The sequence below is a fragment of the Variovorax sp. PCZ-1 genome (genome assembly GCF_018413605.1).
In the GTDB taxonomy this organism is placed as follows: domain Bacteria; phylum Pseudomonadota; class Gammaproteobacteria; order Burkholderiales; family Burkholderiaceae_C; genus JANMDU01.
This window is the reverse complement of sequence record NZ_JAHCDN010000019.1, coordinates 1-975: the sequence shown is the minus strand read 5'-3', so window position 1 is coordinate 975 and position 975 is coordinate 1. Positions and strand designations below refer to the sequence as shown.

Genomic DNA, 975 nt, shown 5'->3' with positions numbered 1-975 from the left:
TCCGCCTCTAGGCCGCTCAAGACAGGCTTGATAGCTCGCTCACGCGCATTGGCCTGAGTCCATTCGGGGATGAAAAGTGGTTTGTCTCTCACGGTAAATCGACGCGATGTAATTGTTTGATGAAGCTCCGATACTGGCCTATCCACTGGTTCACATGCTCATGCTCGCTAACGGGAATCCGTTCAGGTTCGGGGCCGCAGACGATGAGCTTAGTTTTGGCACGGGTGATGGAGACATTCAGACGCTCTGGCTGGAAGAAGAATTCACCAATAGCTGACAAGAAGACAGGATCGCCAGTCGCCATCGACAAAATGACCAACTCACGCTCTTGACCCTGCATCCGTTCCACCGTGTCAGCCACCACTGCCTGAGCTTGCCGTTGGCCAAATCGCTCGCCTAATAGTGTACGAATGGCTTTGCCCTGTGCTCGGAACGGTGAAACGATGCCAATGTCTTTGAGTGGTAAACCAGCTTGATGCACTGCATCACATAAATCGGTAACCAGTCGCGCCTCATCATCGTTGCGTGTACGGGTATTGCAGGATTTGATGGGGACAAATATGCCGCTGGCCTTGGGGTCGAAAACTGCGGCATAGCGACTTGGTAGGGCATGCTGCAAGCCCAATTGACGCTCGCGATTCTCGCCACCAGATTGCAGTAGATCGTTGTAGTAGGTCTGGCTCGGCCATTGGGTCAACCAGCGGTTCATGCGGTAGGTTTCTTCCAGCATGATCGCATCACATTTCTTTTGGATCAACCGTGCGAATACGGAAAAACTGTCCTTAGCCAGCACGGACTTGGACTGCATGACAGGTGGGAGTTGCTTTTGGTCGCCGATGAAGATGAACTTTTTTGCGGCGCGCATGGCCATCACGGCCAGCGGCACGGTGATCTGGCTGGCCTCGTCAAAGATGACGGTATCAAATCGGTAGTCTTGAAGTCGCTTTGAGCATGTGGCAAATGGCGTGGCACCGA

Annotated in this window: 1 protein-coding gene; it reads right to left on the bottom strand. The window is 53.3% G+C overall.

The genetic code is table 11. The features are described 5' to 3' along the window. Positions 1-88: 88 nt before the first annotated feature. On the bottom strand, positions 89-975 hold an 887-nt coding region (locus KIH26_RS17195), incomplete at its 5' end, for a DEAD/DEAH box helicase (protein WP_213446865.1).